20 protein-coding genes are annotated in these 26,038 nt (G+C 64.9%); 6 read left to right on the top strand and 14 right to left on the bottom strand.

The window, feature by feature from the left end; translation table 11 throughout:
- Positions 1-582 precede the first annotated feature (582 nt).
- The 3 genes from IEY62_RS06025 (at position 583) to sufU (ending at position 4,964) form a co-directional block, all read left to right on the top strand.
- A complete protein-coding gene (locus IEY62_RS06025; protein ID WP_189014965.1) occupies positions 583-3,069 on the top strand; it encodes an ATP-binding protein in 2,487 nt (828 codons plus the stop codon).
- A 79-nt stretch (positions 3,070-3,148) separates the two neighbouring features.
- Complete coding sequence (locus IEY62_RS06020; RefSeq protein WP_189014963.1) at positions 3,149-4,474, top strand: SufS family cysteine desulfurase; 1,326 nt, start codon at positions 3,149-3,151, stop codon at positions 4,472-4,474.
- Positions 4,475-4,511: 37 nt separating this feature from the next.
- Complete coding sequence (gene sufU, locus IEY62_RS06015; RefSeq protein WP_189014961.1) at positions 4,512-4,964, top strand: Fe-S cluster assembly sulfur transfer protein SufU; 453 nt, start codon at positions 4,512-4,514, stop codon at positions 4,962-4,964.
- Between the two features lie 21 nt (positions 4,965-4,985).
- On the opposite strand, the gene nhaA is transcribed toward sufU, so the two are convergent.
- The 4 genes from nhaA to IEY62_RS05995 form a co-directional block, all read right to left on the bottom strand.
- Entirely contained in the window at positions 4,986-6,299 is a 1,314-nt protein-coding gene (gene nhaA, locus IEY62_RS06010; RefSeq protein WP_189014959.1) for a Na+/H+ antiporter NhaA, read from the bottom strand.
- Positions 6,300-6,456: 157 nt separating this feature from the next.
- Positions 6,457-6,678: an SCO4848 family membrane protein gene (locus IEY62_RS06005; protein ID WP_189014957.1), complete on the bottom strand. Its 222-nt coding sequence runs from the start codon at positions 6,676-6,678 to the stop codon at positions 6,457-6,459.
- A gap of 1 nt (position 6,679) precedes the next feature.
- A complete protein-coding gene (locus tag IEY62_RS06000; RefSeq protein ID WP_189014955.1) occupies positions 6,680-7,177 on the bottom strand; it encodes a DUF2505 domain-containing protein in 498 nt (165 codons plus the stop codon).
- A gap of 47 nt (positions 7,178-7,224) precedes the next feature.
- Positions 7,225-8,754 carry an SDR family oxidoreductase gene (locus IEY62_RS05995; protein ID WP_189014953.1) on the bottom strand — a complete coding sequence of 510 codons (1,530 nt, stop codon included), beginning with the start codon at positions 8,752-8,754 and terminating at the stop codon, positions 7,225-7,227.
- A gap of 109 nt (positions 8,755-8,863) precedes the next feature.
- Between IEY62_RS05995 and mfd the strand changes: the two genes are divergently transcribed.
- Together mfd and IEY62_RS05985 are read left to right on the top strand one after the other, a co-directional pair.
- Positions 8,864-12,496 (top strand): transcription-repair coupling factor, encoded by a 3,633-nt coding sequence (gene mfd, locus IEY62_RS05990; RefSeq protein ID WP_189014951.1) that lies wholly within the window; start codon positions 8,864-8,866, stop codon positions 12,494-12,496.
- A gap of 4 nt (positions 12,497-12,500) precedes the next feature.
- Positions 12,501-13,295: a metal-dependent hydrolase gene (locus IEY62_RS05985; protein WP_189014949.1), complete on the top strand. Its 795-nt coding sequence runs from the start codon at positions 12,501-12,503 to the stop codon at positions 13,293-13,295.
- Positions 13,296-13,374: 79 nt separating this feature from the next.
- On the opposite strand, the gene IEY62_RS05980 is transcribed toward IEY62_RS05985, so the two are convergent.
- Positions 13,375-13,602 (bottom strand): hypothetical protein, encoded by a 228-nt coding sequence (locus IEY62_RS05980; RefSeq protein WP_189014947.1) that lies wholly within the window; start codon positions 13,600-13,602, stop codon positions 13,375-13,377.
- Between the two features lie 53 nt (positions 13,603-13,655).
- Positions 13,656-14,348, bottom strand: coding sequence for a deoxyribose-phosphate aldolase (deoC, locus tag IEY62_RS05975; protein ID WP_189014945.1), 693 nt, complete (start codon positions 14,346-14,348; stop codon positions 13,656-13,658).
- Positions 14,349-14,566: 218 nt separating this feature from the next.
- On the opposite strand from deoC, the gene IEY62_RS05970 reads away from it, so the two are divergent.
- Positions 14,567-16,009: an HNH endonuclease gene (locus IEY62_RS05970; RefSeq protein ID WP_189014943.1), complete on the top strand. Its 1,443-nt coding sequence runs from the start codon at positions 14,567-14,569 to the stop codon at positions 16,007-16,009.
- Positions 16,010-16,105: 96 nt separating this feature from the next.
- Here the strand turns inward: IEY62_RS05970 and IEY62_RS05965 are convergent, their stop codons facing one another.
- The 8 genes from IEY62_RS05965 to IEY62_RS05930 form a co-directional block, all read right to left on the bottom strand.
- Complete coding sequence (locus IEY62_RS05965; RefSeq protein WP_189014940.1) at positions 16,106-16,978, bottom strand: FAD-dependent oxidoreductase; 873 nt, start codon at positions 16,976-16,978, stop codon at positions 16,106-16,108.
- A gap of 160 nt (positions 16,979-17,138) precedes the next feature.
- Positions 17,139-18,482: a patatin-like phospholipase family protein gene (locus tag IEY62_RS05960; protein ID WP_189014939.1), complete on the bottom strand. Its 1,344-nt coding sequence runs from the start codon at positions 18,480-18,482 to the stop codon at positions 17,139-17,141.
- Positions 18,479-18,889, bottom strand: coding sequence for a hypothetical protein (locus tag IEY62_RS05955; protein ID WP_189014920.1), 411 nt, complete (start codon positions 18,887-18,889; stop codon positions 18,479-18,481). The genes IEY62_RS05960 and IEY62_RS05955 overlap by 4 nt, the downstream gene beginning before the upstream one ends.
- Complete coding sequence (locus IEY62_RS05950) at positions 18,886-19,368, bottom strand: hypothetical protein (protein WP_189014918.1); 483 nt, start codon at positions 19,366-19,368, stop codon at positions 18,886-18,888. Before IEY62_RS05950 ends, IEY62_RS05955 begins: the two co-directional genes overlap by 4 nt.
- A complete protein-coding gene (locus IEY62_RS05945) occupies positions 19,365-20,333 on the bottom strand; it encodes an acetoacetate decarboxylase family protein (protein WP_189014916.1) in 969 nt (322 codons plus the stop codon). The genes IEY62_RS05950 and IEY62_RS05945 overlap by 4 nt, the downstream gene beginning before the upstream one ends.
- A complete protein-coding gene (locus IEY62_RS05940; protein ID WP_189014914.1) occupies positions 20,330-21,385 on the bottom strand; it encodes an alpha/beta fold hydrolase in 1,056 nt (351 codons plus the stop codon). The genes IEY62_RS05945 and IEY62_RS05940 overlap by 4 nt, the downstream gene beginning before the upstream one ends.
- Positions 21,382-23,367, bottom strand: coding sequence for a hypothetical protein (locus IEY62_RS05935; protein WP_189014912.1), 1,986 nt, complete (start codon positions 23,365-23,367; stop codon positions 21,382-21,384). Before IEY62_RS05935 ends, IEY62_RS05940 begins: the two co-directional genes overlap by 4 nt.
- A complete protein-coding gene (locus IEY62_RS05930) occupies positions 23,364-26,027 on the bottom strand; it encodes a GMC oxidoreductase (RefSeq protein ID WP_229785095.1) in 2,664 nt (887 codons plus the stop codon). The genes IEY62_RS05935 and IEY62_RS05930 overlap by 4 nt, the downstream gene beginning before the upstream one ends.
- Positions 26,028-26,038 lie beyond the last annotated feature (11 nt).

The following is a 26,038-nucleotide window of genomic DNA, read 5'->3' as shown; positions in this document are numbered from 1 at the left end:
TGACTGAGGCTCCCGTTGACTGAGGCTCCCGTTTCGTGGGTTCGCTGCGTGCTGGGCTGCGGGCGTGGCATGGTGCGCAGCGAAGCCCCGAATCGGGCCGGCAGCCGGAATTCACGTTCGGCCCGTTTGAGTACCCGCAAAAGAGCCTTCCGGCCCCAGGCACCCGAATTGCGCCTATTTAACCAATCAATGGAGTAATTCGCGGTTTTTTCGTGTCGGAACCAAGTAGTGCTCCTTCCGGTTACTGAGTACAACACAGTATCCGGCCCTGAAAAGCCCCCAAGTAATCGAGTACCGATTACTGGTGTTTGGCTTTTGCGCCCCCGGCAGTATTGATCTTGGAAGAACGGTTCAGCCCCAAGCATCACCGGGATTCCGAAAGTCGCATCAACCGCATCGGTGGTCTCTTCAGCCGGTGCCCCGGCCACCGGAAGGTGGTCCGGCCCTGAACGAAGCCGGCGGCGACAGAGTCTTCTGAGACCGAGACTCTCCCCCCAGCCGCCGCCGGCTTCTAAGCCAGGGACCCGCGAATCGCGGAATCACAAACCTCCCGGACATGGGACTGCTGCTATTGGAGTGTGCATGCTGCCGGACCCTTGGCTGGACGAAGACACCGTCACAGCCAGGCTGGCATCCCCGACACTGCCCGATAGAGCACACTTGCTGGAACTCGTTATTTCTGCCGTACGCTCACCCTCCAAAAGCGGCATTCTTGTGGCCGGCGAGGCGGGCTCGGGCAAGAGCCATATGCTGCTCTCCCTCAAAGCCGGACTGCCCGGGACCATGGATGTCCGAACCTTCGCCGGAAGCCTGGACCTGGAAGCGACCCAATACGGCATCCTTGATGCTTCCATAGGCCTGCTGGGGGGCGCTGCGCGTGACCTGGATACCAGCGCGGACGCAGTGACCGGCGCCTACACGGGGACCAGCGGGGGACCGCTGCCAGGACTCCATGTCCTTCGCGCCCTCACCAGCACACTCGGACCAGCCAATTACCTGTACTCGCCCCCCGCCATCCGGCGACGCAACGCACGCCGGAACCAGCCGCCCCGGCCCCAGCTGGTCCTGCTGGTGGACGACATCCACTACGTCGACCCGGCCTCCCTGGGTGTGCTGCTGCAGCTCATCCCCGGATTCGGTGCCAAACTCGTTGCCACTGCGGACAGCCGGCGCCCGCTGCCGCAGGATCTGTACCAACTCTGGGAAGACGGCTTCATGGAGCAGTACCTGCTTCCGCCGTTCACCTTCACGGAGGCGCACGCCCTGTGTGAATCTCTGCTCGGCGGCAAGATCCAGCGCCGGACCAGCAGCCTCCTGGCGGTCATGAGCGGCTTCAACGTGGGCATCCTCTGCCTCGCCGTGGAGGACGCGCGCCGTGCAGGGCTCCTGGTACAGCGGGAAGGGTATTGGACCATCAACACCCGGGCGCATTGCCGCTGGCCTGGCGTCGTGGAACGCGTCCAGGCGGAAAACGGCGCCCGGCCGCCGGACGAGCGGCTGGCTTTGGAGCTGATCGCGTTGGCCGAGCCAATCGCCGTCGAGGTCCTGGAGCGCCACTGCGGCCACAAAGCCGTGGAGAACCTCTTGGCCGAACACCACATCAGGTTGTTGCCGGGCCGGCCCCTGATGGCCCGCATGGGCTCGTGGTTGCGGGGGGAGGGCATCCGGCTTGCAGTTCCGCGGTCCCGGAGCCTTGCCCTCCATCAAAGGATCGAGGACCCCGGACTCACGCTGGAGACGGCGCCGAGTATGTTGCGGTGGATGACCTGGACCCTGGACTGCGGCCTGGGCCTGCCGGATGAGCTCCTGCTGGCGGCGGCGCCGGCCGCCGACCGGCCCGTAACCGCCGAACTTGCCCTCCAGGTTGCCTCGGCAGTGAAGGCTCCGGACCACCTGGAGGAAGCGGGAATGCTGAGGGCCCGGGCGTTGATCGCCGAAGGTCAACTGGCCGAGGCCGAACCTGTCCTCCGTCACTTGGCCACAGCGGGCAGCTCGGCGGAAGTGAAGGCCGACGCCGGTGGGCGGCTCATGGCGCTGGAACTGCTCGGCGCAGTGCACGCCGATCTGAAGGCAGGCGACGGCGCTGCTGACACTGCCGCGCGGATCGCAGGGGAGGTGCGGGAAGCCGAACGCCTGCTCCTGTCCGGTGCCGCCGTGGAGGCACTGGAAAAGTCCACTGAGACAATGAAAGCCGTGGGCACTGACCCCTCCATGGCGACGTTCCGTGCGGGCGCGGCGCTTCGGCACGTGATCTGCTTGCGGCACAATCTGGCGTGGAGTGCCATGGTCCCGCTCGTGGAGTACTCGGCGTCAGCCGTGCCCAGCTACCTGGCCGTATGTTCTGAAACCGCACGGGCCTACGCCCAGCTCAGCCAGGGATTCCCGCGGGCGGCCCGCGGCACGCTTGAGGCCGTACTGGCGGAACTGTCCGACGCCGGCCTGCCGCCGGTCCGATCCTTGGCTGCGGCCATGATGGCCTACTGTGAGGCACTGTGCGGAAACCCGGGCAAGGCACTGGGGCTGGCCACACAAGGCGACTCCTGGCTGGAAAGTCGGCTCCCCGCAGCGACGCCGGACGACCTCCTGGACCGGATCAGCATCCTCTACCGTGCCGCAGCACGGGACCGCTCTACCGGTACCTCCACGCACCTGCTGGCGCTCGCGGAAGAAGCCCAAGCCCAGGGAAGGGTGCTGTTGGAAGCTGAGGCGTTGTCCATGCTGGCGCTCAACGCGAGCGGTACCGGCGTCGTCGATCCGGCCATCCTGCTGCGGCTGGCAGCAGCCGCTTCCGGCGTCGATGGTGCCGGTGGGGCGGCGTTGCGGACTTTTGCTGCTGCCCTGGCGGAGGACGAGCAAAGGTCGCTTGAGGCGGCGGGCCGCTCATTGTCGGCGGGCCGGCAGTTCGCCCACGCTGCCGTTTGCTACGCGCGTGCAGCTGCCGGGTACCAGGCGAAGGCCCGCACTGCGGCGGCCCGGCGGGTATCGGTGCTGGTTGAGCGGCTCCGCGGCGCGGTGGAGAGCGAGGCCGTGCCACCGCTGGGTTGGGTGCCGGGGAGGGCCGGCGCCTGACGTGCTGTACGGCACACCTCCCGATCCGGGCCCGCGTGGGATAATGGGGAGTCCCTGAAGGATTCCCAAGGAGCGCCCCTTGACTGCCGTATCAACACCCGCCTCATTGCTACAGTCCGTGCATGCCATGGACAACGCGGAGGTGTTGCGGATCCGGAACGACTTCCCGGTGCTGGACCAACTGGTCAACGGTAAACCGCTGATCTACCTTGATTCCGGTGCTACCTCGCAAAATCCGCTCAGCGTCATCGAAGCCGAGCAGGAGTTCTACGAGCAACGCAACGCTGCCGTGCACCGTGGCGCCCACCACCTGGCCGTCGAGGCGACCGAGGCGTTTGAGGACGCCCGCCAGACCGTGGCGGACTTCATCGGCGCACAGTACGAGGAAACGGTGTGGACCTCCAACGCCACCGAAGGCCTCAACCTCATCAGCTACGCCCTCTCCAACGCCGCGTTGTGGGCGGCCCAAGGCCGCGGCAGCTCGGCCCTGAAGGACCTGGCCATCGGTCCCGGCGACGAGATCGTTGTCACCGCGATGGAACACCACGCCAATCTCATTCCGTGGCAGGAGCTCGCCTTCCGCACGGGCGCCACGCTGAAGCACATCCCCATTACCGATGACGGAGCGCTTGGCCTTGATGCCGCCGCAGAGATCATCGGGAACCGGACCCGGCTCCTGGCTTTCACCCATGCCTCAAACGTCCTGGGCACCATCAACCCCGTTGCTGAGCTGGTGGCCATGGCACGCCGCGTTGGGGCACTGGTAGTGCTCGATGCCTGCCAGTCGGTTCCCCACATGGCAGTGGACGTGAAGAAGCTCGACGTTGACTTCGCCGTGTTCTCCGGCCACAAGATGCTGGCTCCCACTGGAGTGGGTGTGCTGTACGGGAAGCAGGAGCTCCTGGACGTGCTGCCCCCGTTCCTCACAGGTGGCTCCATGATCACCACAGTCACCATGGAACGCGCAGAATACCTGCCCGCACCCCAGCGCTTTGAGGCCGGAACGCAGCGCATCTCCCAGGCTGTGGCCTTGGCAGCTGCCGTGAACTACCTTTCAGAAACGGGCATCGATCGTATCCACGCCTGGGAAGCCACCTTGGGCCAGCGCCTGGTCAAAGGACTCGAGAGCATCGAGGGCATCCGCGTCGTTGGTCCGGCGTCCGGGGCTGAGCGGATCGGTTTGGCAGCCTTCGACGTCGCCGGTGTCCACGCCCACGACGTCGGGCAATTCCTCGACGACCGCGGAATCGCCGTTCGCGTCGGCCATCACTGCGCCCAACCTCTGCACCGCCGCCTCGGCCTGACGGCAACCACCCGGGCCAGTACCTACCTCTACAACACCACGGACGACGTCGATGCTTTCCTCGACGCCGTTTCCGGCGTCCGGGCCTACTTCCAGGCCTGACCACACTGACTTTTTCTTAGAAACGGGCATCAGCACCATGAGTCTTGACCAGCTTTACCAGCAGATCATCCTGGACCATTCCAAGCAGCGGCACGGCAGCGGGCTCGCCGAAACACAAGCCCCTGCCGGTGCCTCCACCGGTCAATCCCACCAGCTGAACCCCGTGTGCGGGGACGAAGTGACGTTGCGGCTCGCCGTCGCGGACGGAACAGTCCAGCAGATCAGTTGGGACGGCGCCGGCTGTTCCATTTCCATGGCCTCGGCCTCCGTGCTCAGCGAGATGGGGGAGGGCATGTCCGTCGCGGAACTGCACTCCGTGATCGATAACTTCCGCGAAGTCCTGCGTTCCCGCGGGAAAGTGCAGGCAGACCCGGAGATCCTGGGCGACGCCGCAGCGTTCGAGGGAGTGGCCCGCTACGCCGCCCGGGTCAAGTGCGCCATGATCTCCTGGGTGGCCGCCGAGGACGCCCTCAACCAGGCAACCGCCTAGGCTCCGCGAAGCACCTCCGCGTCAGCTGCGGGCAAAGACGTCAGGCACGCCGTCGCCGTCGTCGTCCCGTTCTTCTTCCAACTGCACCTGGCGGTAACGCCGGTTACGGGCTTTGAGCACGACGGCGGCCAGCAGCGCCGAGATCAAGGAACCTGCCAGGATGGCCACCTTGGCGTGGTCGTTGTGGGCCGAACCTGCTCCGAAGCTCAGCTCGCCGATGAGCAACGAGACGGTGAAACCGATGCCGGCCAACAGCGCCAGGCCGAAAAGGTCGATCCAGGCGATGCCTGAATCCAGGCTGGCGCGCGTGGTTTTGGTGACCAGGAACGTCGTGCCGAAGACGCCCACGGCCTTGCCGAGCACCAACGCTGCCACGATCCCCAGCGCCACGGGATCCCGCAAGGCCGCGCCCATACCGTCCAGTCCTCCCAAGGCCACGCCAGCGGAGAAGAACGCGAACACCGGCACGGCGAAACCTGCCGAGAATGGGCGCAGTTTGTGTTCGAGGTGCTCGGCCAGGCCCTCCGCGGGCTCTCCTTTTTTGCCGCTGGCCAGTACCGGAACGGCGAAGCCCAACAGAACTCCTGCCACGGTGGCGTGGATGCCGGAGGCGTGGACGAATCCCCAGGTCGCCAAGGCCGGCGGCACAAGGAGGTACCAGCTGTGGATCCTTTTCTGCACCAGGAATGTAAAGAGGGCCAACGGCACCAGAGCGGCCAACAGCATCAGCGGCTGGAGCCCGGTGGAGTAGAAGAAGGCGATGATGCCGATGGCGATGAGGTCATCCACCACGGCAAGCGTCAGCAGGAACGTCCGGAGGGCGGCGGGAAGGTGGGTGTTGATCACGGCCAGGACCGCCAGTGCGAAGGCAATGTCCGTGGCCGTGGGGATGGCCCAGCCCTTGAGTGTTTCAGGGGAGCCGAGGTTGAACAGGACGAAGATCAGGGCAGGAACGGCCACCCCGCCGATCGCGGCTGCGACCGGGACCACCGCCCGCGCCGGTTTGCGGAGTTCCCCGGCCACGAATTCGCGTTTCAACTCGAGCCCGGCCAGGAAGAAGAACACCGCCAGCAGGCCGTCGGAGGCCCAATGGCCCAGACTGAGCTCAAGGTGCCACGGTTCGTAGCCGATCTTGACGTCGCGGAGTGCGAAGTAGCCGTCCGCGGCGGGGGAGTTGGCCCAGATGAGGGCTATGACGGTTGCTGCCAGGAGAAGTGCGCCGCCCACGGTTTCCGTTCGCAGGATCGAGAGGATCCTGCGGTATTCCGGGTAAGTGGAGCGGGAGAAGACTTTGCCTGACTGGGCTGTGGGTGTTGCGGGAGGCTGCTGGGCCACTGAGGGCTCCTAACGCTGGGCGGGCATTTGCGGGTACATCAAATACACGCCGACCAGACTTCCCGGCACACCAATGTCCATCTTACCCAACTGGGTCGCAGATCAGGTCGTTCCCAGCGCTGAGAACGACGTGACCTGCGACCCAGTTGGGTGAAACTTAGGCGACGAGGCCCGCGATCCCGATGACCGCCGTCGCCAGTCCCAGCACCATGGAGATGGTGACCAGGACGACGTGGACCGTCAGGAATTTCGTGGCCTTGCCGGCGGCGTCGCGGGCCCGGGGGTCCTTCATGACGCGCTTCAGGAACTGCGGCCACACTGCAAGGGACCACACGCCGGCAACGATCAGGACAATCGCCAGGATTGCGGGGATCTCCACGCTAGTGGCTTTCGAGCCAAGCCTGCGCCTGCTGCGACTGGATGCCAAGTGCCTTGCCCACCATGGGCTCGGCAGCGTCAGCGATCTTCCCGCCCAGGAACGGAACCGAAGAGGTCACGTTGCCTTCGAGCTCGATCCGGGTGCTGCCGCCCTCAGCGACGAGGCGCTGGACCGCAGTCACGTCCAGGGGAGCGCCGGAAATCTTCAGGGCGATTTTGCTGGCACGCGAGCCATCGGCGGCAGGAGCCTCCCACTCCTCGGTCTGGGTGACCTTCAGGGTTTCGCCAACGAACTTGCGGGCGATCTCCGGCAGGCGTGTGGTGGGCAGCGTGCGAACGGTGGTGGTGGTGAAAGCACCGGCAGTGTCGCCGTCAACGGTGAACGATTCCAGCGAGCCGCCCACGTATTCGCTCGTGTGGCGCAGGAAATCCTCGTCAACAAAGACGGCCGCTACGCGGTCAACGCTGTGGGGCAGGGTGGTGGATGCACTCAGGGCCATGGGTCCTCCGTGGATGGTGGTGGTGAAGCTTTTTAGCTCCCAACATCCTACGGGGTCCGGGTGGACTCACTTGAACCCGTTTCCTCCTGAAGGGTGGTTGCTGCTGCCGAGATGTTGCGGGCCATCGAAGGGAAGATGAAGCCGTGGAACGGGTACACGCCCAACCAATAGAGCCGACCGGCCAGGCCACGCGGGAAGAAAATGGCACGCTGCTTGTAGAGGCTCCCGTCGCCGTCGGGTTCCACCGACAGCTCAAGCCAGGCGCCGCCCGGAGCACGCATTTCGGCCCGCAACCGCAGCAGGTGGCCGCGATCGATCGCCTCGACCCTCCACCAATCCACTACCTCGCCGGTGTTCAGCGTCTTGGGGTGCCGGCGGCCCCGCAGCAGCCCCGCGCCGCCCTGCAGCTTGTCCAACCAGCCGCGCACCCGCCACGCCAAAGGCAGTGAGTACCAGCCGTTCCTGCCGCCGATGCCCTCGATGATGGTCCACACGTTCCCGGGTTTGGCCTCGCTGTGGAAGGTGCGCTCATCCAGGAACACTTTGTACCCGGCCCAATCGGGGTCGCTCGGAAGGGGATCGGCGTCGATGCCGGCGTTGGCCCAGGTGGTTTCCACCTGCCCGTCCCGTTCCTTGCCCAGCGCCAGGGCGACGGCGCGACGATAGGAGGTCAGGCCGCCGTCGGGCTGCTTGATGTAACGGTCGACGTCGTGCTCCCGCGACACGGCATCGTGCTGCAGCGACTGCACCAACGGCAGGGACATGGACAACGGGATGGGTGTCACCAGGGCCACCCACAGCCCGGCGAGCTTGGGCGCGGGGACGGGAAGCGCGATCACCAGCCGCCGGGGGAGCCCGCGTTCCACGGCGTACTCATTCATCATCTCCTTGTACTTCAGGACGTCCCGGGAACCGATGTCGAAGGAGCGGTTCAGTTTGTCCGGGAGGGCGGCGGCGGCGACGAGATAGTGCAGGACGTCCCGCACTGCGATGGCCTCAATCCGGTTATTAACCCAGCTGGGTGCGGGCATGACGGGGAGGGTGTCGGCCAGGTGCCGGATCATCTCGAACGACGCAGAGCCGGAGCCGATCACCACGCCTGCCTGGAAAACGATGGCGTCCACCGGGGATTCCAGGAACACCTTTCCCACGGTTTCGCGGGAGCGCATGTGCGTGGACAGTTCCGTGTTCTCCGGGTGCAGCCCGCCGAGGTACACGATCCTGTCCACTCCGGCTTCAGCGGCCGCCCCGGCAACGAGGCGGGCCATGGCCTCTTCCTTGGCCTCGAAACCGCTGCCCGAGGCCATGGAGTGCACCAGGTAGTACAGGACATCCACGCCGTCGAGCGCCTCGGCGAGGCCGTCGGCGTCGGACAGGCTGTTTTCAATAATGTCGACGTCGTCATGCCACGGGACGTCTGCGATCTTTTGGGGCGTACGGACCAGGACTTTGACCTTGTGGCCGGCTTCGAGGAGCCGCGGAACCAACCGGCCCCCGATGTAGCCGGTGGCGCCGGTCACCAGCACGGTCCTGGTGTCCTGTGTGGTGTTGGAATGCGTAGCTTCCGAAGGCTGCAAAGGAACTCCTGTGGCTGGGGGTGGAGGTAGGCTGGAATGACCCGGCATTCATCTGAATTTCCGGGCATTTGTGTTGCCTGCCCTTGGACCCACCCTAGGAGTTTCTGCCATGAGCCTCAACGGTCTGCGCCGCGCACTGGCGGAGGACAAGACTTTCGCGCGCGTTCGAACCGAGGCGGAGCGGTCCTTCAGCGACCGGAACGCCGACTACCAGATCAGCGCTCCCACGGGGATGCGCGCGGTGTTGCTCGCCGAAATGGCCGATGCCCTGGCTTCCGCCGGCGTCGAAGAAGACGGCGCTCCCGTGGTCCTGGCCGTGACGGCCACCGGCCGCGAAGCCGAAGACCTCACCGCGGCGCTCGGCTCCTACCTTCCGGCGGACTCTGTTGCCACTTTCCCCAGCTGGGAAACCCTCCCGCATGAGCGTCTTTCGCCGCGGTCGGACACCGTGGGACGCAGGCTGTCCGTCCTGCGCCGCCTGACCCACCCGGAAACCTCGACGGCGGCCCCCTTGCGCGTGGTGGTGGCTCCCGTTCGCGCCGTGGTCCAGCCTATTGTGGCCGGTTTGGGTGACCTGGTTCCGGTAACCCTGCAGGTTGGCCAGGAGCGATCCTTCTCCGAAGTGGTCCGGGCGCTCTCCGATGCTGCCTATGCGCGCGTTGACATGGTGACCCACCGCGGCGAATTCGCTGTCCGCGGCGGCATCCTCGATGTCTTCCCACCTACTGAAGACCACCCGATCCGTGTGGAGTTCTTCGGTGACGAGGTGGACCAGATGCGCTGGTTCGCCGTCGCCGACCAGCGTTCCCTCTCAGCGCCCGGAATCCACCACCCGACGGAGCTGCACGCTCCTCCGTGCCGGGAAATCCTGATCACCCCCTCCGTGATGTCCCGCGCCGCGAAGCTGAAGGCAGACATGCCCGCCGCGGCCGACATGTTGGAGAAGATCGCCGGCGGCATCGCCGTTGAGGGCATGGAATCCTTGGCCCCCGTTCTGGTGGATGCCATGGTTCCGTTTGTGGATCAGCTTCCGGCCGGCTCCCTTTCTGTTGTCATCGAACCCGAGAAGGTGCGCACGCGCGCGCACGACCTCGCCGCCACCAACGAAGAGTTCCTGGAGGCTGCCTGGTCCACGGCGTCCGACGGCGGTGCGGCGCCCCTTGATCTGTCCTCCCAGGCCTCTACCGACCTGCATGCCGCCAGTTTCCGCTCGCTCACCGATACCCGCTCGGCTGCTCTGGAACACGGTGTGTCCTGGTGGTCCATCACCTCCCTCGCCTCGGACGAGGACCTGGTCCTGGACATTGACGTACTCAACATGCGTGCTCGCGAACCGCGTGGCTACCAGGGTGATGTGGCCGAAATGCTGGAGTTCATCGGTTCCCGTGTCCGCGAGCAGTGGCGCGTGGTGGTTGTTACGGACGGCCCGGGCCCCGCGCAGCGCCTGGCCGAGCTGTTCCACGACGCCGAGATTCCCTGTTCGCGCGTGGACTCCCTGGATGAGGAGCCCCAGCCTGGCATCATCGAGGTGACCACCGCCGCCGTCGGACGCGGCTTTGTCCTGGACGGCCTCAAACTGGGACTGCTGACCGAAGCCGATCTGCTGGGACGGGCGACAGCGAGCTCCACCAAGGACATGCGGCGGATGCCGTCCAAGCGGCGGAACGCAGTGGACCCGCTGCAACTGCACGCGGGTGACTTCGTGGTTCACGAACAGCACGGAATCGGCCGGTTCGTGGAGCTGATCCAGCGCAAGGTGACCGGGACGTCGTCGTCCGATGCCGGGCTGCGCGAGTATCTGGTACTGGAATACGCGCCGTCCAAGCGCGGCGCGCCGGGGGACAGGCTCTTCGTACCGACCGACCAGCTGGACCAGGTAACCCGCTACGTGGGTGGGGATACGCCTGCGCTGAGCAAGATGGGTGGGGCGGACTGGGCAAGTACCAAGTCCAAGGCACGCAAGGCCGTCAAGGAAATCGCGGGGGAGCTGATCCGGCTGTACTCGGCCCGCATGGCATCCCGTGGTCACGCGTTTGCTCCGGACACACCGTGGCAGCGTGAGCTCGAAGAAGCCTTCCCCTACGTGGAAACCCCCGACCAGTTGACCACCATCAACGAGGTCAAAGCGGACATGGAGCGCGAAATCCCCATGGACCGGCTGGTCTCCGGGGATGTGGGCTACGGCAAGACTGAGATCGCCGTCCGCGCGGCCTTCAAAGCCGTCCAGGACGGCAAGCAGGTAGCGGTGCTGGTTCCCACAACCCTGCTGGCCCAGCAGCACTACGAGACATTCACTGAACGATTCTCCGGCTTCCCGTTGCGCGTGAAGCCGCTGTCCCGATTCCAGACCAGCAAGGAAGCCAAGGAGACCGCAGAGGGCGTCAAGAGCGGCGCCGTGGACGTGGTGATCGGTACGCACCGGCTATTGTCCAAGGACTTCGAATTCAAGGACCTCGGTCTGGTGATCGTGGACGAGGAACAGCGCTTCGGCGTGGAACACAAGGAAGCGCTCAAGAAGATGCGCACCAATGTGGACGTCCTGGCCATGAGTGCCACGCCCATTCCGCGAACCCTGGAGATGTCCCTGACAGGCATCCGGGAAACGTCCACGCTGGCCACGCCGCCGGAGGAACGCCACCCGGTGCTGACCTATGTGGGCCCGTACACGAACAAGCAGACCTCTGCCGCGATCCGCCGTGAACTCATGCGCGAAGGACAGGTGTTCTTCGTGCACAACCGGGTGTCCTCGATCGAACGGATTGCCGCGCAGATCCGGGAACTCGTCCCTGAGGCAAGGGTGGAAGTGGCGCACGGGCAAATGTCGGAAAGCCGCCTCGAGAAGATCATTGTGGACTTCTGGGAGAAACGCTTCGACGTCCTGGTGTGTACCACCATCATTGAAACCGGCCTGGACATCTCCAACGCCAACACCTTGATCGTGGACGGGGCCGACAAGTACGGCCTGTCGCAGCTCCACCAGCTCCGTGGCCGTGTGGGCCGTGGCCGTGAGCGCGCCTACGCCTACTTCCTCTACCCCTCCGAAAAGCCCTTGGGCGAGGTCGCCCTGGAACGGCTCAAGGCCGTGGCGGCACACAACGAACTCGGCGCGGGCATGCAGCTGGCCATGAAGGACCTGGAAATCCGAGGCGCGGGAAACCTGCTCGGCGGAGAACAGTCCGGCCATATCCAGGGCGTGGGCTTCGACCTCTACATCCGCTTGGTGGGCGAAGCTGTGGCCGAATATCGCGGCGAGGCCGAGGAGAAGGCCGCCGAAATGAAGATCGAGCTGCCCGTCAACGCCCACCTGCCCCATGACTACGTTCCGGGGGAGAGGCTGCGTCTTGAGGCGTACCGGAAGCTCGCGGCCGCGGTCACGTACGAAGCCATCGACGAAGTCCTTGCAGAACTCGTGGACCGCTACGGTGAGCCGCCGCTCCCGGCACAAAACCTCATAGCCGTGGCGCGCTTCCGGGTGGGTGCCCGCGAAGCCGGCCTGTCCGACGTCGCGCTCCAAGGCAACTTCATCCGCTTCTCGCCGGCGCAACTGCCCGAATCCAAAACAATGCGCCTGAACCGCATGTACCCGGGTTCGCAGGTCAAGCCCGCCCTGGATGCCGTGCTGATTCCCAAGCCCAAGACGGCCAAAATCGGTGGACGCGACCTCCAGGACGCCGAGATCCTGCAATGGGCCAACAACGTCATTGAAGCGATCTTCGCTGATGTACCTGTAAAGGCTGGCTAACTGCATGATGGGAGGACATCACGCCGCGTCGGGAGCCGCGGCGTGGATAGCTATTGCCTCGACCGGCCCCTACGCACTTGGCTGGTACCCGCTGGATGCCACCGGAATCCTGATTGGTGCCATGGCGACGGCGGGAACCGCCCTGGTCTGCGACTGGGACCACCGGCACAGCACCATTGCCAATTCGCTGCCGCCACTGTCCAACGTGATTGCTGTAGGCATCGAGAAAGCCAGCGGCGGGCACCGGCAAGGAACCCACTCACTGCTCGGTGCCTCTGCCTTCGTGGTGCTGGCCGCAATGGCTGCGCAGTTCCAAATGGTGACGCCGGTGGGAAAACTGTCAGTGGGTGCCGGACTGCTGTGCATGTTCATGATCAACCTGGCAGCCAAGGCGCTGAATCTTTTCCCCAAATCCGGGTGGATCACCAACTGGCTTTTCGCCCTGCTCATGGCTGGGCTGGTGACGTGGTTTGCCCCGGCCCAGTGGGGTTGGCTCCCGTTGTCCATGCTGACGGGCGTGGTTGTCCACATTGTGGGGGACATGATCACAGTTGGTGGGGTGCCGTTGTTGTGGCCCATTGTGATCAAGCCACCCAAATTCCTGCGGAAATCAGTGGTCAGCGGCATCTGGCGGGCGAACGGGGCCTTCTCCCTGCCGCTGTTGGGCAGGGCCGGGTCGCGACGCGAATGGCTCGTCCTGATCCCCGTGAGTGGATACGCCATGGTGGGGATGGGAGCCGCAGCGTGGACGCTGGCCCAACTTCACTGGCCCGCGTTTCTGGCCGCGCTGACGCTTTAAAAGAACAACGCGGGGTCACTTACGGCCCATCCCGAGAGGGATTATGGGCCGTAAGTGACCCCGCGTCGCTGTTTAAGTTCTAGTTCTCGCCCGCGGAGTCCGAACGGCCAAGAATGGTCTGGGGAATCCAGAAAGCCAAGGCGAACAGGCCCAGGCACACGGCCATCGGCCACGGGTTCTCAAGGCTAAGGAAAGAGAGCGAGTAGATGGCGCCCAGGAAGAGCACGATCATGACCAGGAACAAGACAATGCTCGTGCCGAGATTGTTCTCTTTTTCAATGGGAGCACTTGTGGCGTTCTTGGACATTCATTCCTCCTCGGCCCCGCAGGGCTCAAAAATCTCTGGCGGCAGCGGAAGCCCTAGTAGGCAGATGAACCCTGTTCACCTTTGACAATGGCAATTCCGGAACTCGCTCCGATACGTGTTGCACCAGCAGCAATCATAGCCTGTGCATCGGCCAGGGAGCGCACGCCACCTGACGCTTTGACGCCCAGGTCCGGCCCCACGGTGGTGCGCATCAGGGCAACATCTTCAACCGTGGCGCCGCCACCGTTGAATCCTGTGGACGTTTTGACGAAGTCCGCGCCAGCCTCCACAGCTGCCTGGCACGCGAGGACCTTTTGCTCGTCAGTGAGCATGGACGTTTCAATGATCACCTTCAGGATGGCTTCGCCGGCGTGGACCGTCTCGGCCACAGCGCGGATGTCGTCCACCAAAGCGCCCTTGTCATTGGCGCGGGCCGAAGCCATGTTGATCACCATGTCGATTTCGTTGGCACCATCAAGAACGGCGCCCCGTGCTTCAAAAGCCTTGACGTCGGTTGGTGTGGCACCCAGCGGGAACCCGATCACCGAACAGGTCAGCACTCCCGAGCCCTTCAGCGCTTTCGTGACGGTTTTGACCCATACGGGGTTCACGCAAACGGACTTGAACTGGTACTCCACGGCCTCCGCGCACACCTTGAGGATGTCTGCCTCGCTGGCTTCGGGCTTCAACAGAGTGTGGTCGATGTAGGAGGCGATGTTTGCAGGGGCGACGGCTTCGTTGCTCATGGGATCCTTCCGTGCAGGGCGTGGCCGGCCCGGTGGCCGCAGGGTTGTCACAGCCCGTCAAAGGACCATCTTGCCACATCCGCCGGGGCTGCCCGGGGCGTCGGGCGGGGCTGACCTGCGCGTCGGGCGGGGCCTAGGTGGCAGGTGGGGTGTGGGGGTTTTCCACATAGGGGATTGGGTGTCTTTTGGCTGTAGATGGTGGCTGGGAGGGTTGGGGTATGGAGTTGATTCGGGAGCGGCGCGAGCCGGTGGCAGGGCAATCTGAAGCAGGACTGGCCGGTTCCGTGGCGGCATCAGTGGTTGCTGCTGATCCCGCGCAGGTTGTTCCGGGTTCGGGTGTTGAGGCGTCTGGGTCCGTTAGTAGGGACTTGATCGGGCAGTTACGGGTCCTGGAGGAGATGAAGTCTGCGATTTGCGGCTTGCAGGCAAGGGTTGCGGTGGCGTTTGAGGCAGCCCGGCGTGCTGAGCGGGCGGGGGTGCCGGCCGCCGATCGTGGTGATGATGCGGGGGCCGAGATCGCCTTGGCGCGGCGGGAGCCCCCCAGCCGGGGATCGCGGTTTTTGGGGCTGGCCAGGGCGCTGGTGTTCGAGATGCCGCGCACGATGGCGGCCTTGGAATCGGGGATGTTGAATGAGTGGCGGGCGACGTTGCTCGTGAAGGAAACAGCGTGTTTGTCGGCGGAAGACAGGGCCGGGGTGGACGCGGAGTTGGCGCCTGATACAGGTACCTTTGAGGGGGTGGGGGATAAGGGCGTGATCGCGGCGGCAAGGGCTGCGGCGTATCGGCGTGATCCGCGCTCGGTTGCCCAGCGCGCGGCCCGGGCCGCGGCTGACCGGACGGTGAACCTGCGCCCGGCGCCGGATACCATGACACTTTTAACTGCCTTGCTGCCAGCGGCGCAGGGGGTTGCCGCGTACGCGGCGTTGTCCCGTGCCGCGGATTCAGTCCGGGCCCGTGGGGGTGCAGGCTCCGGAAATGCCGAGCGGGGACGGGGCCAGGTCATGGCAGATGCCTTGGTTGAACGTCTCACGGGCAAGGCCGGGGGTATCAGCGGGGTTGAAGTCCAGCTCGTGATGACCGACCGGACCCTTTTCCAGGGCGAAAGCGAAGCGGCCCGTTTGCAGGGATATGGCATCGTTCCGGCGCAGTGGGCACGGGAGCTTGCCAACCCGGCAGCCACGGAGAACACATCCGGTGGGGCGCGCCGGGCAGGAACTCCCTCCCGGACGATAACGCCGGTTCGGGATTCCGAGTACGGTCTCTGGCTTCGGCGGCTCTACACCGCCCCTGCCACCGGGGAACTGCTCACCACCGACTCCAAAGCCAGACTTTTCCCGCCCAGGCTCCGGCGTTTCATCGAAACCCGTGACCAGACCTGCCGTACCCCTTACTGCGACGCGCCCATCAGGCACATCGATCACGTGGTGCCCTGGCAGCACGGCGGACCTACCACGGTGGAGAACGGCGCCGGGCTCTGCGAAGCGTGCAACCACAAGAAAGAGCACCCCGGCTGGACGGCAATTACCAACCCCGGAAACCCCGACCCGTCGAACCCAGACACGGCGAACCCCGGCACGGGGACACGTCACACCCTTAAACTACGAACGCCCAGCGGGCACAGCTACGAGTCCAAAGCCCCACCCCTACCAGGACACGAGTAGGCCGGGGGAGCTCGTGGGTTCCTTGTCCATGCCTGGCGAGGGGAGAACACTGCTGCGGCGTGGCGACAGGGTGGGTATCCTTGCCGCGCGCCGGATTCAGGCGGCCAAAGCAGGCTGGGATTCGCTGCCCACGGCGCCCAGCAGCATGCCCGAAGCGCACAGCATCGCGGATGACTCTGCGGACAGCAGCAGGCCCAGGCGAAGGCCATCGCAGGACGCGGCATCACCGATAGCCCAGATCCCAGGTACGGAGGTGGCGAGGTCGCGCCCCACGGCGATCCCGCCGTCGGACGCTATCCGGAGGCCGGCACTGTCGGCCAGGCCATTGCGCGCGGTGCGTTCTTCAGCCAGGACCACGAGGTCGCCCTTCATGCTGCTGCCGTCCTCAAAAACGATTCCTGTGGCGGGGACCGCTTGCCCGGGGGTCGCCGATTCGGCGGGGGAGGCAACCACTGCTGTGGGACGGAGCGTGGTTCGGACGGGACGCACACCGCGTGCCCGGAGAACGGCTTCGGCCTGGCCCGCTGCTGGACCGTTGCCGACGAGTATTCCCAGGGGACGGCGGCCGACAGAACGGGTGACGTCTTTGACGGCTTCACCAATGGAGGCAGCGTCATCGATGGTGGAGTAGCTCAGGACCGAGTCGGCACCGTCTACCGGAGGCAGGACAGGGGCCGAACCCGTGGCGATCACCAACTGATCGTAGGCGAACTCCATCCCGTCCACCGTGGTCACAACTTTGGCCTCTGCGTCAATGAAACTGGCGGCCTGGCCGAAGCGCACGGAAACCTGAGGCAGTTCTGCAAGTTCCAGGAGGGCCTCGGGGCAGTCGTCGCGGTTGCTGAGCACCGTGACGGTGCCGGCGAAGGGTCGTTGACGGGTGTCGGTCCTGCCAGCCAACCGTCGCACCAGTGCCTGGGCTGCCGGGCCGGCTCCGGCGATGACGATGTGAAGGGAAGTAGAGGACATGGTTGGCCCTTTCGCTGATGACCTGTTTGGTGCTGTTGTTCATCAGCGTAGGATGCCGGTTTTTCGCAGGTGTTTCGCCGCTGTTGCCATCTTTGGCGCATTCGTAGCGTGCCGTTTACCCGCCGGTAATAACGTGCATCACATTGGGGCCGGGCGGCGGCTAGTATCGGCGCAAGAGTTCGCGGAATCCGTTGGTTGTGAAGCGGGCTACTGCTTGTGCGCGCCCGGCCAAACCATGGGCGCCCACGGGTTCAACGGAAGCCAAAAGGCCGGCAACATCGCCCAGGTCCATGGTGAGATCCACCACGTGGTCGCCTAGGCGAAGCCGGGCGCTCCGGGTGTCCGTCCACGCATCGGCTCCTGGGTCGTTGTGGAGGGTCCGGGTGACGGCCGCTTCCTGCCACCCACCGTCCAGTCGAATGCGGAAGCGATAGGTGATCTCGTCCCCAACGGTCTCCACATGACCGCCCGCCAGGAAGACGCGTCCCCACGGCGGGTGGTCCAGATAGCCGCTGAGCTGCGCGGGCCCGCTCCCGGGCTGCGATGGCATCACGACGGCGGCCCGGAACGTCAGCGGTACACCGTCCAGTTCCCCGTGTAGAACATCGATGAAACGAACACCCGGCGCGGGTTCGGTCATCGCCGTGCAGAGGGGGTCCTTAGCGAGTCCGGCCGGTGACATGGTCTCGATGTACGCCCGGGCATCGCGGTACCCCATGCCGATCAGCGTGTCGGCGTCGATCCGGCCCAGATAAAACTCGGGATCCAGCGGCAATGGGTGCTCGGGCCGGATGACGTGCAGCACGAATTCGCGTCCTGCGGCGGCGGCAGCTTCAAAGTCGGCCAGGAGGGCGCCCATGGCACTCATCTCGATCATGTGGACGTATTGTTCCAGCGGCCCGTCACCCCAATATGGTGAGTTGCCGATGCACCAGATCAGCCAGATTTCCTCTGCGCCCCGCCTCAAGGATTCGCCGATGTTGGCATCCCGGATCCACACGGCATCCGTCCAGATTTTTCCGTCACGACGCAGCGGCTTGAGGAAGATGGGCAACGACATCCCGGCCGCCATCAGTTCAGCGTCAATGTGCGCGGCATCGATGGCATGGCATTGTTTCGAGGTGAACTCCACTACGTTGAAGGAACCTTGGACGGCGTCCGGACCGGCCGCGCGATCACGGATGCTTTCGGCGCTGATGCCGAGGGCGGGGAAGATCCTGGTGAGGATGCCGTCTGCGTCCCCCAGCGCCGGGAGGGACCACGGCCCTCTGACGTAATCGGCAAAGGGCAGGGCCGAGCTGAAGTCTTTGACGTCCACACTGGACCAGCGGCTGCACATCTCCTGGGCGGAAAGGCCGGACAGCATCATTCCGGCGGTCAGGATGCCTCCGGACGTGCCATCAATGTGCTGGAATTCGAAGCCTTCCTCGGCGAGCGCTTTGACCACGCCTGATTGCCATGCCACACGCATCCCACCGCCGGCGAGGACCAGGGAGCGTTTCACGGTGTTGTTTCCCCGGCCAACCCCGGGCTTGTTGCCGGGACACGGATCCTGCGCCAGTAGATGAAGAGGAGTACCGCCGTCGCGAGGTCAAAGAAGGCGACCCAGAGCGCGAGTGGAGAAAATACCCCGTTCATCACCCCGATGCCCACCGCTCCGAAGGCTCCGGCTTTCTGCAGTCCGGACCATAGGAGCACTTCGGGGGAGGAGCCGTTGATGAGGGTGTGGAGGAGCAGTCCGCCCACCACCACCATGAACATGCCTACCGTGCCGAACAGCTGGCGGGTTGTGGCGGTGTTTTCGGAGCCGAGTATTTTCAGGATGGGACCGCCGAAGGGCAGCTGCGCGGCCCCGGTGAGGACAGTGATGGCGGCAATGACCGTGAGGACCGCACGGAGGGGATCAGTCATGTGAAGGACTCCAGCAGCCGGCCGCGGTCAACAAGAAGCCACACCATCGAGGCCCAGGTCAGGGTGGAGACGTAGAAGCGGATGTCGTTAAGCATCATCCACCGTTTGAGCAGGGACCGGAGTTCGGTGCCATCTGCGAAGTCGCCGCCGCGGATCTTCACATTGATGGGAATGATGATGCCTTGCCCGACAACGGTCAGCGCAATGATTCCTGCCAGGCAGATGATGGCGAAGATGACACGGTTGGTTCCCCATTCGGTCCACACCAGGACCCCTCCGGAGATAAACATGACGGGCACCACGACGGTGAAGAACTTGGTGGCTGCGCGGGTGGGGATGCCGAAATGCATGTCCACGTTGTCCCGTGCCAGCGAGCGCCAGGTTGGGTAGAGGAAGAACTTGAGGACCCACATGGTGCCGACGTACATGGTGGCGCCGAAGAGGAAGTAGAGGGCGTTGATCAGGAGGAGCCAGTTCATGGTGTGCCGCCGGGACTTGGGTTTGTCGCGGCGCCCGGTATTCTGCTGCGGTCCGGGGGCGCGAGCCATTCCTGGCCCTGACCGAGCTCCGTGACACTGTCCAGCATGTCGCCGCCTTGCAGGGCCACCGCCTCCAATGGGCTGGGTGCGGTGAGAAACCAGGCTTCGTAGTGGTCGTCCAGGATGCCGTGGGCTTGGGGCAGCCAGGCTGTGAAGACGGGTTTGCTTTCCACCTGCAGTTCTTTCAAGGGCTCGACGTCGGGAACGTCACCGAGGATGAGACGCGCCTTGGCTTGCGCTCCGAGGGCGATGTCCCCTGTGGCTTCGAAGTAGATGTCGGATTTCCACAGCATGTTCCGGAAGACGCAGTAATTTGATGCAGCGAGTTTCAGAGGCAGCGCCAGAGGCTCGGGCCGCTCTATTTCGATGTAACACCCCAGCTTGCCGTCTTTGTCGTAGAGCGCGGACACGGAGGAGTCCGTGACGACGAAGTCGAGGTTGGCCTGGTGTTTGGGCATGCCCCAGATTCCTTTGCCGCCCTTGACCGAGACTTCCGTGCTGACGGGCAGGTCCACCACGAACTGGCCCAGCTTGAACGTCTTCTGGAACAGCAGCGGGAGGATGGGCGGTGCGGGTCGGCTGCCATGGGTGATGGCGATGGCCAGGGAATATTCGATGTACTTGCCGATGTCCGTGGATTTGTAGTTGACCACCGTGACAACCAGCAGGCCTTTGCCGCCCAGAGTGAATGGCCGTAGCTCCGAGCCCGGCAGTATCGCGGCCGCCGCGCGTTTGTTGATGGGGAAAGCTGCCATGAGCACGGGTGAGTCGTCGGAATTGACCGGCATTACGTATTTGATTCCGTCGGCGAAGGCGTGCTGGCCGCGAAGGCGTTCCTGTCTGCGGGGAACCGGTGAGGGCATGAGCTTAAGCAGGGGGGTGACCAGCTGGGTGAGGGTTTTCATGTGTTCGGCTCCTTGGTTCCGTTCAGCTCCTGGAGGATGACGGGGAACGTGTCCCGCCAGGCATGGTCGCCGAAGAAGACATCAAGGTGGCCATATGCGGGGATGAGATGGAGCGAGTCTTTGCCGGGACGGTGATGCTGGAAGAAGTTGTAGCTGCGCTGCTGGCTTTCGGGAAGGAAACAGTGGTTGTCCAGGCCGGCTATGAAGGCGAACCGGGCGTCTGTTTGCGGAGCTTCCGCCACAAGGTTGTCGGGGAGTTCGGCGTGGTTGCCGGCGGCTACCATGTGCCCGGCTTTGATGCTGCGGCCCATCTCTTCGAAGAACGTCACAGGAACCTCCGCGAACTCGCCGCTGAGCCATTGATGGGTTGGGTCGTCGAGGTTTTCGTGGGACCAGAGCGCCGGCCGTCCGCTGCCGTAGGTGAAGCTGACCATTTTGCAGACCGTGTTATCGCACTCGTGATGGGTGGCTTTGACCAGGCCGCGGATGGCCCGGGTGAAGTAACCTTGCGATTTGTACCCCCAGGCGGGGGACAGGTAGGGAGTGAAGACCTTCACTACCGGCGTCAGGTAGTCGATTTTGAGCCGTGAGAAGGCGGGGACCACTGGGTGCAGGGACACTGCGTTCGAGACGATGGTGTCCACCTGCGGCAGCAGTCCGGCGACGGCGGACATGGTGAACGACGTCGAGCCTTGGCAGTGGATCACGGCCTTGATCGTTTCGGCTCCAGTCGCGTTGAGGACGTGCTCGACGGCGGCGGGATGGTCGTACACTGCGGCGTCGGCAAGGGTCCAGGACAGGGGATCGAGGTCGATGGATGCCCGCCAGTTCAGCATCCACACGTCCCAGCCGTCCTCGAGGAGTACGTCCACGATGGTGGTCCTGACCGGTGGCCTGAACAGTTCTGCCCTGACGCCGGAGCCGTGGACCAGGAGCACGGGCCCCTTGACGGGGTCCACGGGCGAGGTCACATGGACCAGGCTGAGTGGAGTGTTGTCCCGGGCGCGGAACGGGATGACCTCGGTCCGGTGCTCGGCACGGGTGATGATCATGGCGGGGTGCCTTTCCGTGCGATGGTGATGGGTTCCTCAAGCAGCCGCACGGCCAGGGGGCCGGTTGCCGGCACCAGCCTCACGCCGTCGTCGTTGCTGTCCAACTGCCAGTCACGGCAGACTGTGTCCACCATCAGCGGGTAGACGGTCAAGGAGCCGTCTGCGGCAAGACGTATCCGGAGGAATCCCTTGTGGTCCTCGATGGCCTGGCCGGACATTTTCCAGGAAGACACCTCGCCTGTGGGCGTCGCGAGAATGAACAAGGCGAACGCCTCGCTGCCGAGTGCCCAGCCACCCAGGTAAACGAGTATGAGAACCAGCAGCAGGATGGGGGCGGCGGGCCAATCCACTGGCCAGGGGAGCAGCACCACGACGGCGGCACTGAGCGCCAGCGCGGACAACTGGTACAGGGCACCGCGGATGAACACGGCCACGCCTTTGGCCGCCAATCCGAGGACGCGGGTTGCCACGGCGAACACGGCCAGCACGACGGGCAGGCTGAAAACCAGGGCGGTCAGTAGAAGGACGGTGTTGCCTTGCCGCATGATGCGCAGGCTTGCGATGAACGATTCGCCAAGGAACGCACTGAAAACAGTCCAGATAGTGAGGGCCGCGACCACGTGAACGAGCCCGAGAGATGTACCAAGGCCGGGGTTGCGGACGGGAAGCCAGAACTGTGAGAAAGGGTTTGCCAGTTGCGGCCCGAGCAGCCGGGAGTTGCCTTGGCCGGGAAACGTTGCGGGCATGAGGGCGAAGCGCCGTTCGTTGGTCGTGGTTCCGGGGTCGTGGTTGGACGGGGTTGCCGTGGCCGTTGCCGTCGAGTGGGGCGGCAACGTTATCTCCGTCGGCAGCCAATGCGTTTCTGAGAGGTAGGCGCCGCCCAGTCCGCAGGTGATCATCTGGGTTCTGCGCGGATCAGGAGCCTCATCCGTTCCGGGTGTGTCACATTGTTCGTAGCGGGCGTAGTGGTGGAGGTCGCCGCTGAGCCAGAGCCGGACAGTGGCGCCGGTGGCTTCGAACAGCTGCGTTTCGGGATTGAAGCGACGGCGCAGGTAGTCCTGCTCAAAGAAGTTGGCTTGCCGGAACCCAGTGCTTCCCTTGACCCAGAAGGGGGCAGCCAGGCAGAGGATGATCGCATCGCCGGCTTGGAGCTGCGAGGTGACATTTCGGTAGAAGTAGTCCAACTGGGGCTCGTCAATGTACTGGCCCAGTTGGCTGTCCAGGCCCAGCAGCCACCAACCCGGTGCGCCACTGAAGCCGGGCCCCGGGGACCGGCCTGTAAGCCGCACCGCGAAATAGCTGCGGGTTTGCATGGTCCGCCAACGGCCGATGGTACGTTGCCGGGTAAAAATCCTGATGAACGAGGTCAACCCGTCGTACCAGTCGTGGTTCCCGGGCAGGGCCAGCAGGATCGGTGACTCGTTCAGCGGGGCGCTGTGGCCTCCAGGTCCAGTCTCCGGGGTGTTGACCTGGCCCCGTGCAGGAAGCGCAATACGCGCCGGCAACGCCATCCGGTACGGTCCTGCCATCCGGTCCTCGTAGGCTGCCGGGGACGCCACAGGGTAGACCTCGTCACCGCCCAGTACCAGGAGCCGGCCCCTGGGGAGGTCGAGCCCCCCAACGCTGAGGTTGTCCTGGGCAAGCAGTGAGGCCACCGTATAGGTGGCATCGAAGCCGTCGCCAAGGTCTGCCGTGAAATCGAGCCAGATCTCTTGTGCCGGTTCCGCGCCGGGGTCCGGCAGGCCGCGCATGGCCACCGTCGGTTGCGCCGGTTGGCCGGGCACGGGAAGCTCGTCCAGGCTCAGCGGGTCGGAGGGGAAGCTGCCCTCCAACTCGCGCTTGTCACCAAAATCGGCGAATACGGTGGCAGCCATGACCTTTAGGGCAGTGCGCGCCAGCGACATGGGCGAGAGCCATCGGACCGCCGTCCGGGGAGTGAAGCCCAGGACGGCGTGTTGTTGGGCGAGCTCCCGAATCTTCATTGCTTCGGCTTGAAGGGAAACGGGACGCGCCGGGGTGCCCGCCCGTAGACCTGCCAGAGTTCGCCGCCAAACAGCTTCCCGAACGTCAGCAGTCCGGCGGCCGGTGCGGGTCCCTCGGCCCGGAAGGTGGTCAGTTGCCGCGCGAAGTCCAGGGGACGGATGAAGAGGATGCCGGCGCCCACTGTGCCCTCCTGCCGCGCGGTTACGGGTTCAACGTCAGGGGGCGCGTCGCTTTCGGGAGGCGGGACATGGCCCCGGGCAATGGTTGCGTAGAGCGTCGTCGTGTCCGGCCAGAGATCGAATCCTGCTTCATTGTGGATGAGTTTATGGCCCGTGAATGTGAACGGCGTCCCGCCCGGGTCCCGCAGCCACAACCGGTACAGCATGCGCCTTGCGGGCCTGCCGTCGTCGGAAACATCCGCGACGAACAGGTTGAACCACCCACGCTCCACCGGCATCCTGCCGCCGAAATAGTCCGCCAGCACGTACCCTTCGGCCGTGGCCGGATGTTTGGGATCGGCCGCGAACCGGTCGATGTCTTCGGCAGTGATGGTCAGCTCGAACATGATCCGCCGGGACCGATCCCTTCCCAGGCTGCGGCCTTTTTCCGGATCGGTGACTCCCGGGCTGAACCACCCATGCATCTGCTCGGTGAAGCGAACGGAGGTCGCTTCCGGCGTCGACTTCGCTGGCAGTCCCAGGCCGCGGGTTCCGGGCGCCGCCAAGGCCGGCGCTGAGGCAACAGCGCTCGCGGGCTGTTCCGGCTGCGCGGCTTTGCCTTTGGTGGCGTCGGGGGCCAAAGCGCGCGGAGCCAGTCTGCCGACGTCGACGACGGCGCCCGCCGCCTCAGCCTGGTCCGTCACCGCATCGCTGGGGCTGATGCCCCTGTGGCGGGCTTTGTCAGCGGCCTCGATGATGTGGGCGCACGTGCGCTCAGCGAAGGCGGCGATGGTCAGTGACGGGTTGGCCCCCACCGGTCCTGGCATCGCAGCGCCATCCACCACGAACAGCCCGGGGTAGCCGAAGACTTCCCCGTATGAATCGCACACTGCTTCGCCGGGGTGCCGCCCGGCGGGTGCACCACCGATGGGATGGACGGTGATGACGCGTTTGGCCCACCAGAGTGGGTTGTCGATGAAGTTGCCGTCGAGGTCTTTGGCGATGTCCGACATCGTTTGGCGGACGCGGCCGAAATACTCGGTGGACGTCGCCATGGTCCAGGCGATGGCGAGCCGGCCTTCGCGCAGTGTCATCACACCGTCGGGTATGTCCCGGCCCATGCCGAGCAAGGGGACAGAGCTGGACGAGAGGCGGCCGTCTCCCAAAGCGGCGGCGAGGTCAGCGGAGACGTTGGACCGGCCGGCGTCGAACAGCCTGTCTTTAAACAATTGGCCCGCCACCTTCGCCGTGCGTTTTACTGCGGTCTTCAGCTGGGCCGTCTCGATGAGCCAGTTCATGAAGGCCGGATACCCGGCGTCCTCCACGTAGTAGCCGCGGCCGTCGCCGTCGTCGTCGCTCGAATCCGGGACCCTGACCGCTGTGGTGATGACCGGTCCTTTGCTTCCGGAGAGCGTCCTGACTCCTGGCCGCGAGCCGTTGGCCGGGGGTGTCTTGGCATCCATGATGAAGGTCAGGAGGTCGCCGTTGCCGCTGAAGCGGGTGCCCAAGGCGTCACTGAGCGCAGGCAGTGAACCGTGGTTGCGGAGCAGGAGGAAGTTGGTCCCAAAGGTGCCTGCGCCCAGGAGGAGACGGCGGCAATGGATGATGCGTTCGGTGAGCAGACCGCCCCCACGGTCCGGTTCGTGGATGACATAGCGGAGTTCGTAACCGCCGCCGTTCCGGGGCAGGGGCGCGATGCCGCGGACGTCGTGGAAGGTACGGATATCGGCGCCTTTGGAGGCCGCCGCCGAGAGGTAGTTGTGGTCGAGGGTGTTTTTGGCGCCGGCGTTGCAGCCGATGTCGCACTCGCCGCTGAGCGTGCAGGTTGTGCGCACAGTGTTGGGGCCGTGGATGCTGCCGTAGCTTGGGAGTGGGAGCGCCTGGTTGGTGCGTGGCGCCGCTCCTGGCTCCGTGGAGAAGGTGACGGCGATGGGTGGCCGCGTGATGGAAAGGCCCAGGTTCTTTGCCGTCTTTTCCATGGCCATGGTCTTGGCGGTGTCCTGGTAGGGGTAGGGGACGGGTTGGAGCATGGCTTCGGCGGCGTCATAGTAGGGGTCGAGGTCTGCCCGGGTGAACGGCCAGTTCTCGTAGCCGCCGCCTGGGATGGGGGATTCGTTGACGAACCACTTCTCGTCCTTGCGCAAGAGCACGTTGGCGTAGATGAGGGAGCCCCCGCCGAGTCCGCTGGATACCAGCCCCTCTGTCCCGCGGAAGGTCCACGCATCGAAGAGGCCGTACAGTCCGCGGTCAGGGTCCCAGAAGTTCTTGCCCATCTCCGACGGCGTGCGGGCGAAACTTCCGGGCGGGTACGGTTTGCCGCGCTCCATGATTACCACGGACTGTCCGGCTTCGGCGAGCCGCAGGGCCGCTACCGAGCCGCCGAAGCCCGATCCGACAACCACTGCGTCCACTTTCTCGATGCGTTCCAGGCTGTGGCGTCGGGGAGCATCAGCGGGTTCAGGACCCGCATCCCCACTGTTCCCGGCCCCCAGAGGACCCATGGCCGTTCCTC

It is taken from the genome of Paenarthrobacter histidinolovorans (assembly GCF_014647595.1).
Taxonomy (GTDB): Bacteria; Actinomycetota; Actinomycetes; order Actinomycetales; family Micrococcaceae; genus Arthrobacter; species Arthrobacter histidinolovorans.
This window is presented reverse-complemented; position numbering and strand designations above follow the sequence as displayed.

Excerpts from the sequence above, each read along its gene's own strand:
- IEY62_RS05985 (WP_189014949.1), top strand. The coding sequence starts at position 12,501 with ATGATGGGAGGACATCACGCCGCGTCGGGAGCCGCGGCGTGGATAGCT.
- IEY62_RS05955 (WP_189014920.1), bottom strand. The coding sequence starts at position 18,889 with ATGACTGATCCCCTCCGTGCGGTCCTCACGGTCATTGCCGCCATCACT.
- sufU (WP_189014961.1), top strand. The coding sequence starts at position 4,512 with ATGAGTCTTGACCAGCTTTACCAGCAGATCATCCTGGACCATTCCAAG.
- mfd (WP_189014951.1), top strand. The coding sequence starts at position 8,864 with ATGAGCCTCAACGGTCTGCGCCGCGCACTGGCGGAGGACAAGACTTTC.
- deoC (WP_189014945.1), bottom strand. The coding sequence starts at position 14,348 with ATGAGCAACGAAGCCGTCGCCCCTGCAAACATCGCCTCCTACATCGAC.
- IEY62_RS06000 (WP_189014955.1), bottom strand. The coding sequence starts at position 7,177 with ATGGCCCTGAGTGCATCCACCACCCTGCCCCACAGCGTTGACCGCGTA.
- IEY62_RS05930 (WP_229785095.1), bottom strand. The coding sequence starts at position 26,027 with ATGGGTCCTCTGGGGGCCGGGAACAGTGGGGATGCGGGTCCTGAACCC.
- IEY62_RS05970 (WP_189014943.1), top strand. The coding sequence starts at position 14,567 with ATGGAGTTGATTCGGGAGCGGCGCGAGCCGGTGGCAGGGCAATCTGAA.
- IEY62_RS05945 (WP_189014916.1), bottom strand. The coding sequence starts at position 20,333 with ATGAAAACCCTCACCCAGCTGGTCACCCCCCTGCTTAAGCTCATGCCC.
- IEY62_RS05965 (WP_189014940.1), bottom strand. The coding sequence starts at position 16,978 with ATGTCCTCTACTTCCCTTCACATCGTCATCGCCGGAGCCGGCCCGGCA.
- IEY62_RS06025 (WP_189014965.1), top strand. The coding sequence starts at position 583 with ATGCTGCCGGACCCTTGGCTGGACGAAGACACCGTCACAGCCAGGCTG.
- IEY62_RS05980 (WP_189014947.1), bottom strand. The coding sequence starts at position 13,602 with ATGTCCAAGAACGCCACAAGTGCTCCCATTGAAAAAGAGAACAATCTC.
- IEY62_RS05950 (WP_189014918.1), bottom strand. The coding sequence starts at position 19,368 with ATGAACTGGCTCCTCCTGATCAACGCCCTCTACTTCCTCTTCGGCGCC.
- IEY62_RS05935 (WP_189014912.1), bottom strand. The coding sequence starts at position 23,367 with ATGAAGATTCGGGAGCTCGCCCAACAACACGCCGTCCTGGGCTTCACT.
- IEY62_RS05940 (WP_189014914.1), bottom strand. The coding sequence starts at position 21,385 with ATGATCATCACCCGTGCCGAGCACCGGACCGAGGTCATCCCGTTCCGC.